The organism is Inquilinus limosus MP06, assembly GCF_000767795.1.
Lineage (GTDB): Bacteria > Pseudomonadota > Alphaproteobacteria > DSM-16000 > Inquilinaceae > Inquilinus > Inquilinus limosus_E.
Window position 1 is genome coordinate 1 of the sequence record NZ_JANX01000496.1, and the last position, 4,832, is coordinate 4,832.

Genomic DNA, 4,832 nt, shown 5'->3' on the forward strand with positions numbered 1-4,832 from the left:
GAACAGCACCTTCTGGTTCGGCGCCGACGCCACGCTCTTCAGCGCATCGACATATTTGGTGGCGACGAAGTAGTTGATCGCCTGCACGCTGCCGGAGCCGATGGCCTCGCTGACCGCGGTGGTCGCCTTGGCCTCGGCCTCGGCCGAGCGTTCGCGCGCCTCGGCATCGCGGAACGCGGCCTCGCGCCGGCCCTCGGCCTCCAGGATGGCGGCCTGCTTCAGGCCCTCGGCGCGCAGGATCTGCGCCTGCCGGGTGCCCTCGGCCTCCAGGATGGTGGCGCGGCGGTCGCGCTCGGCCTTCATCTGCCGGGCCATGCTGTCGACCAGGTCGCGCGGCGGGGTGATGTCGCGGATCTCGATGCGGGTGACCTTGACGCCCCAGGGCTCGGTGGCGTCGTCCACCACCTTCATCAGCCGGGCGTTGATGGCGTCGCGGTTGGACAGCAGCTCGTCCAGATCCATCGAACCCATGACCGTGCGGATGTTGGTCATGGTCAGGTTGATGATCGCCGATTCGAGGTTGCCGACCTCATAGGCCGCCTTCGCCGCGTCCAGCACCTGGTAGAAGATCACGCCGTCGACCGTCACCATGGCGTTGTCCTTGGTGATGACCTCCTGCTGCGGCACCTCCAGCACGGTCTCCATCATCGACAGCTTGGCGCCGATCTGATCGACGAAGGGGACGATCAGGTTCAGGCCGGGGCGCAGGGTGCGGGTGTAGCGGCCGAACCGCTCCACCGTCCATTCGCGGCCCTGGGGCACTGATTTGACGCCCATGAAGATGACCAGGATCGCCAGGACCAGGATGGCCAGGACGACGATCGCGAACGGGGAAATCGGCATGATGGGCTTCCGTTCCTCTTGGCGCGGCCACAGTGTGCCATAGCGGCCACAGGGCCGGCCGGATTATTTCACCGGAACTTTGTGGCGGAAACGCAGCAGCCAAGTCGGACGGGGGCGGCGGATCAGGGCTCGAATTGCTCCTTCAGGATCCGTTCCTCCAGCGTCTTGCCGGGGTCGAACAGCAGGTTCAGCGACACCGAGCGGTCCTCGGCGATCTCGACGCGGGCGACGTCGCGCACCTCGGTCGAATCGGCGACGGCGCTGACCGGGCGCTTCGGCAGTTCCAGCATGTCGAGCACGATCTTCGCCCGGTGCGGCAGCAGGGCGCCGCGCCAGCGCCGCGGCCGGAAGGCGCTGATCGGCGTCAGCGCCAGGATGCCGGCGCCGAGCGGGATGATCGGGCCGTGCGCCGACAGGTTGTAGGCGGTGCTTCCGGCCGGGGTCGACACGATCGCCCCGTCGCAGGTCAGCTCCGGCATGCGCACGATGCCGTCGACCGTGATTCGCAGCTTCGCCGTCTGCCGGGTCTGGCGCAGCACCGACACCTCGTTGATGCCCAGCGCCTCGTGCACCACACCGTCGATCGTGGTCGCCCGCATCCGCAGCGGGTGCAGGATCACGGTGCGCGCCGCCGCCACCCGGCCCCCCAGGTCCTCCTCCTGGAAATCGTTCAGCAGGAAGCCGACCGAGCCGCAATTCATGCCGTAGATCGGCCGTTTCCGCTCGACGCAGCGGTGCAGCGTCTCCAGCAGGAAGCCGTCGCCGCCCAGGGCCACGATCACGTCGGCCGAATCCGGGGAATGCTGGCCCCAGCGGGCGACGAGCCGGGCCTGGGCCGCCAGGGCCTCGGCGGTGTCGGCGGCGAGAATCGCCATGCGGGGCGAGGCCGGGGCGGAAGAGGCGGAGGTCATGGCCGGCGACTGTAGCCGAAGGGGAACCCTGGTCTACCCCGAGCGTGAGCGACTGTGAAAGGGCCGTTCACGCTCGCTTCACGGAAGAAGGGGGAGAGTGTCCCTGTCATCGACGAAAGAAAGCCGAGAGGAGGTAGGGGATGATGATCCCGGCTTTGATGGGGACGTTCGTGACGATCGCCGTGCTGCTGTCCCGGTGCGGCCTGCGCTTTGCGGTGGTGACCGCCGGCACGGCGGTGTCGGGCACCCTGCTGATGCTGACGCTGGCGTGACTCAGCCGCCGGTCACGCTCATGTGCCGCGCCACGGCGGGCTGCATGTGGCGCCGGTCGATGAAGAAGTCGTGCCCCTTGGGCTTGCGCAGGATGGCCTCGCGAATCGCGGCCTCCAGCGCGGCGTCGGACCGGTCGCTGCGCAGCGGCGTCCGCAGATCCGCGGCGTCGTCCTGGCCCAGGCACATGTAGAGGGTGCCGGTGCAGGTCAGCCGCACCCGATTGCAGCTTTCGCAGAAATTATGGGTGAGCGGGGTGATGAAGCCGAGCCTTCCGCCCGTCTCCTCCACCCGGACATAGCGTGCCGGCCCGCCGGTGGCGTAGTCGGTCTCGGTCAGCGTCCAGCGCCGGCCGAGGTCGGCCCGCACCTGCGACAGCGGCAGGTACTGGTCCAGCCGGTCCTCGCCGCCGATGTCGCCCATCGGCATCACCTCGATCAGCGTCAGGTCGTGGCCGTTCTCGCCGCACCAGCGGATCAGCGAATCGAACTCGTCGTCATTGACGCCCTTCAGCGCCACGGCGTTGATCTTGATCCGGATGCCGGCGGCCTTGGCCGCGGCGATGCCGTCCATCACCTTGTCGAACTTGCCCCAGCGGGTGATGGCCAGGAACTTGCCCGGGTCCAGCGTGTCCAGGCTGACATTGATCCGGCGCACGCCGCAGGCGGCCAGGTCCTCGGCGTGGCGGGCCAGCTGGCTGCCATTGGTAGTCAGCGTCAGCTCCTCCAAGGCCCCGGTGCCGAGATGCCGCGACAGGTTGCGGATCAAGGTCATCACGTCGCGCCGGACCAGCGGCTCGCCGCCGGTCAGGCGCAGCTTGCCGACACCGAAGCGGATGAACGCGCTGCACAGCCGGTCGAGCTCCTCCAGCGTCAGCAGCTCCGCCTTCGGCAGGAAGGTCATCTCCTCCGCCATGCAGTAGACGCAGCGGAAGTCGCAGCGATCGGTCACCGAGACGCGCAGATACTTGATGGCGCGGCCGAACGGATCCACCAGCGGGGCGCTGGAGGACGGGGAGGGATCGATCTGGGGCGTCGGCGACTGGATCGTCATATACGGCAATATAGTGCGCCCCCTCGCCGAACGCGATAGGCCGCCCACGGTGGAGCGCGTATGCTTTTCCGCGATGTGGAAAGACAGTGGGGACCGATGATCCACAGGCTGATCGGCGTGCTGCTGCTGGTGGTCGGCGCGTTCGTGGTGTTCGGCGCGGTCACCGACGCATGGGATCGCGAGCAGTGGCGCCAGGATGCGGTCTGGCTCCAGGGCGTGGTGCTGCCGCCCGGGGCCGGGGACCGGTCGACGCCGGCGCTGGCCGCGGCGAAGACCGTGGTGCGCCTGGGCACGCTGCGCGCGATCTACGCCGCCGTCGATACCGGCCTCGCAACGGCCCCGCAGCCGGGCCAGCGCGTGGCCGTCCTGATCGATCCCGAACGGCAGGACCAGGCCGTGCTCAACGATCCCCTGGCGATCTGGGGCAACCAGCTGATCGCCGGCGGCGTCGGGGCGATCATGGCGCTCGTCGGGCTTGGAATGATGCGCGGCCGGTCCCGCCGTCCGGCGGCGACGGGCGATGCCGCGGCGGCGCTCGCGTCGGTGATGCGCCAGGTCGCGGCCCGGCGGGCGGAGACCCGATCCGCGTCCCGGCCGACGGGAACGCCTTCCTCCGGGGCGCGAGCTGCGTCGGGCGCCGTGGTCCAGCGCATGCGCGACAGCCCGGTGACCGTGCAGCGGGCCGGCGGCCCGGCCGTGACCCGCACCATCGAGCGGCCGAGCGGCATTCTCCCGATCCTGATCTTCGTCGTCGTGGTGCTGGCCCTGGCCGCCTATCTGGTCGCCGGGACCTAGCCGCAGGCCTGCTATTGCTGGGGAAAGGCCCGGCCCTGCAGCCGCAGATCTTCCAGGCGGATCGGCGGAGGCGGCAGGGGCGACAAGGCCAGGACCCGCTGCAGTGCCTGCCGGTCGACATCCGGCACCCCCGTCGATTGCGTCACCGTGGCGGAGCTGATGGTGCCGTCCAGCTCGATCGTGACGACGATGGTGAAGGGGACCACGCCCGGGAGCTTCCCCGTCAGCTGCCAGCGCATGCGGCCGTTCAGCATCGCGCCGTAGTCGGCCAGGCGCTGCGTGAACGCCGCCTCGGAGAGCGGCTGCGCTTCGTCCCCGCGCTGCTGGCCGGCGTCCGGCGCCGGCTCGATCGGCGCGGGAATCATCGTTGCGGCGTCGCTGTCTGAGGTCAGGATCTCGAAGGGCAGGCCAAACCGTGCCTGCCCATCGCTGCCGGCCGCCACGGCCTCCCCGCCGGGCGGCGGCGGGGGCTTGGCGACCTCCGATGGCCTGGCCGCGTCGGACAGGGGGCTTTGCCCGACGCTGAAGGGCGGGATCCAGCCGGCCTCGGCCGGCTTCGGGGCCGGCGCCGGGCCGGCGGCATCCTGCCGCGGTTCGGGCCGACCGGCCGCCCGGGCGGCATCGACGGATGCGGCGTCGCCGGATGTCGCTGCCGGGCGCGGCGCCGGATCGTCCTCGGCCTCGGCCCGCGCCGATGGGGCGTCCTGGAGGGGCGGGGCGGGCGGTTCCGTCGGCGGGTCGTCCAGCCGGACGAGATCGACGGAGATCGGCGGCGTCGCGGCGGGAAGGCTGCACCGGTATGGCAGCAGCGCGAGGATGGCAACGGCATGGATGGCCACGGAAGCGGCAAGGGAGAGGCCGCTGATGCGAGGACGCGACATATCGGGCCGATCTTGCCGCTTCACGGATTGCCCCACGCCGGAGATGCATCAATATGGCGCATCCTTCAGGGCAAGGCAG

Annotated in this window: 6 protein-coding genes; 2 read left to right on the forward strand and 4 right to left on the reverse strand. The window is 70.2% G+C overall.

Annotated features, from left to right (window positions below; all coding sequences use genetic code 11):
• Positions 1–843, reverse strand: an 843-nt coding sequence (locus P409_RS26805) for an SPFH domain-containing protein (protein WP_034845612.1), incomplete at its 3' end; no start/stop codon positions are given.
• A 122-nt stretch (positions 844–965) separates the two neighbouring features.
• Positions 966–1,718, reverse strand: coding sequence for an NAD kinase (locus P409_RS26810; protein ID WP_034845615.1), 753 nt, complete (start codon positions 1,716–1,718; stop codon positions 966–968).
• A 176-nt stretch (positions 1,719–1,894) separates the two neighbouring features.
• On the opposite strand from P409_RS26810, the gene P409_RS41305 reads away from it, so the two are divergent.
• Entirely contained in the window at positions 1,895–2,026 is a 132-nt protein-coding gene (locus P409_RS41305) for a hypothetical protein (RefSeq protein WP_274519182.1), read from the forward strand.
• A gap of 1 nt (position 2,027) precedes the next feature.
• On the opposite strand, the gene moaA is transcribed toward P409_RS41305, so the two are convergent.
• Positions 2,028–3,077 (reverse strand): GTP 3',8-cyclase MoaA, encoded by a 1,050-nt coding sequence (moaA, locus tag P409_RS26815; protein ID WP_052121443.1) that lies wholly within the window; start codon positions 3,075–3,077, stop codon positions 2,028–2,030.
• A gap of 96 nt (positions 3,078–3,173) precedes the next feature.
• Between moaA and P409_RS39285 the strand changes: the two genes are divergently transcribed.
• The gene (locus P409_RS39285) at positions 3,174–3,872 is read left to right on the forward strand and encodes a DUF3592 domain-containing protein (protein WP_034845616.1); all 699 of its coding nucleotides are present in this window, start codon (positions 3,174–3,176) and stop codon (positions 3,870–3,872) included.
• An 11-nt stretch (positions 3,873–3,883) separates the two neighbouring features.
• On the opposite strand, the gene P409_RS40945 is transcribed toward P409_RS39285, so the two are convergent.
• On the reverse strand, positions 3,884–4,789 hold the full coding sequence (locus P409_RS40945) for a TonB family protein (RefSeq protein WP_152613558.1): 906 nt from the start codon (positions 4,787–4,789) through the stop codon (positions 3,884–3,886).
• Positions 4,790–4,832 lie beyond the last annotated feature (43 nt).

Bases quoted from the DNA above. Each gene is read 5' to 3' on its own strand.
- P409_RS26810 (WP_034845615.1), bottom strand. From the start codon at position 1,718: ATGGCGATTCTCGCCGCCGACACCGCCGAGGCCCTGGCGGCCCAGGCC.
- P409_RS41305 (WP_274519182.1), top strand. From the start codon at position 1,895: ATGATGATCCCGGCTTTGATGGGGACGTTCGTGACGATCGCCGTGCTG.
- moaA (WP_052121443.1), bottom strand. From the start codon at position 3,077: ATGACGATCCAGTCGCCGACGCCCCAGATCGATCCCTCCCCGTCCTCC.
- P409_RS39285 (WP_034845616.1), top strand. From the start codon at position 3,174: ATGATCCACAGGCTGATCGGCGTGCTGCTGCTGGTGGTCGGCGCGTTC.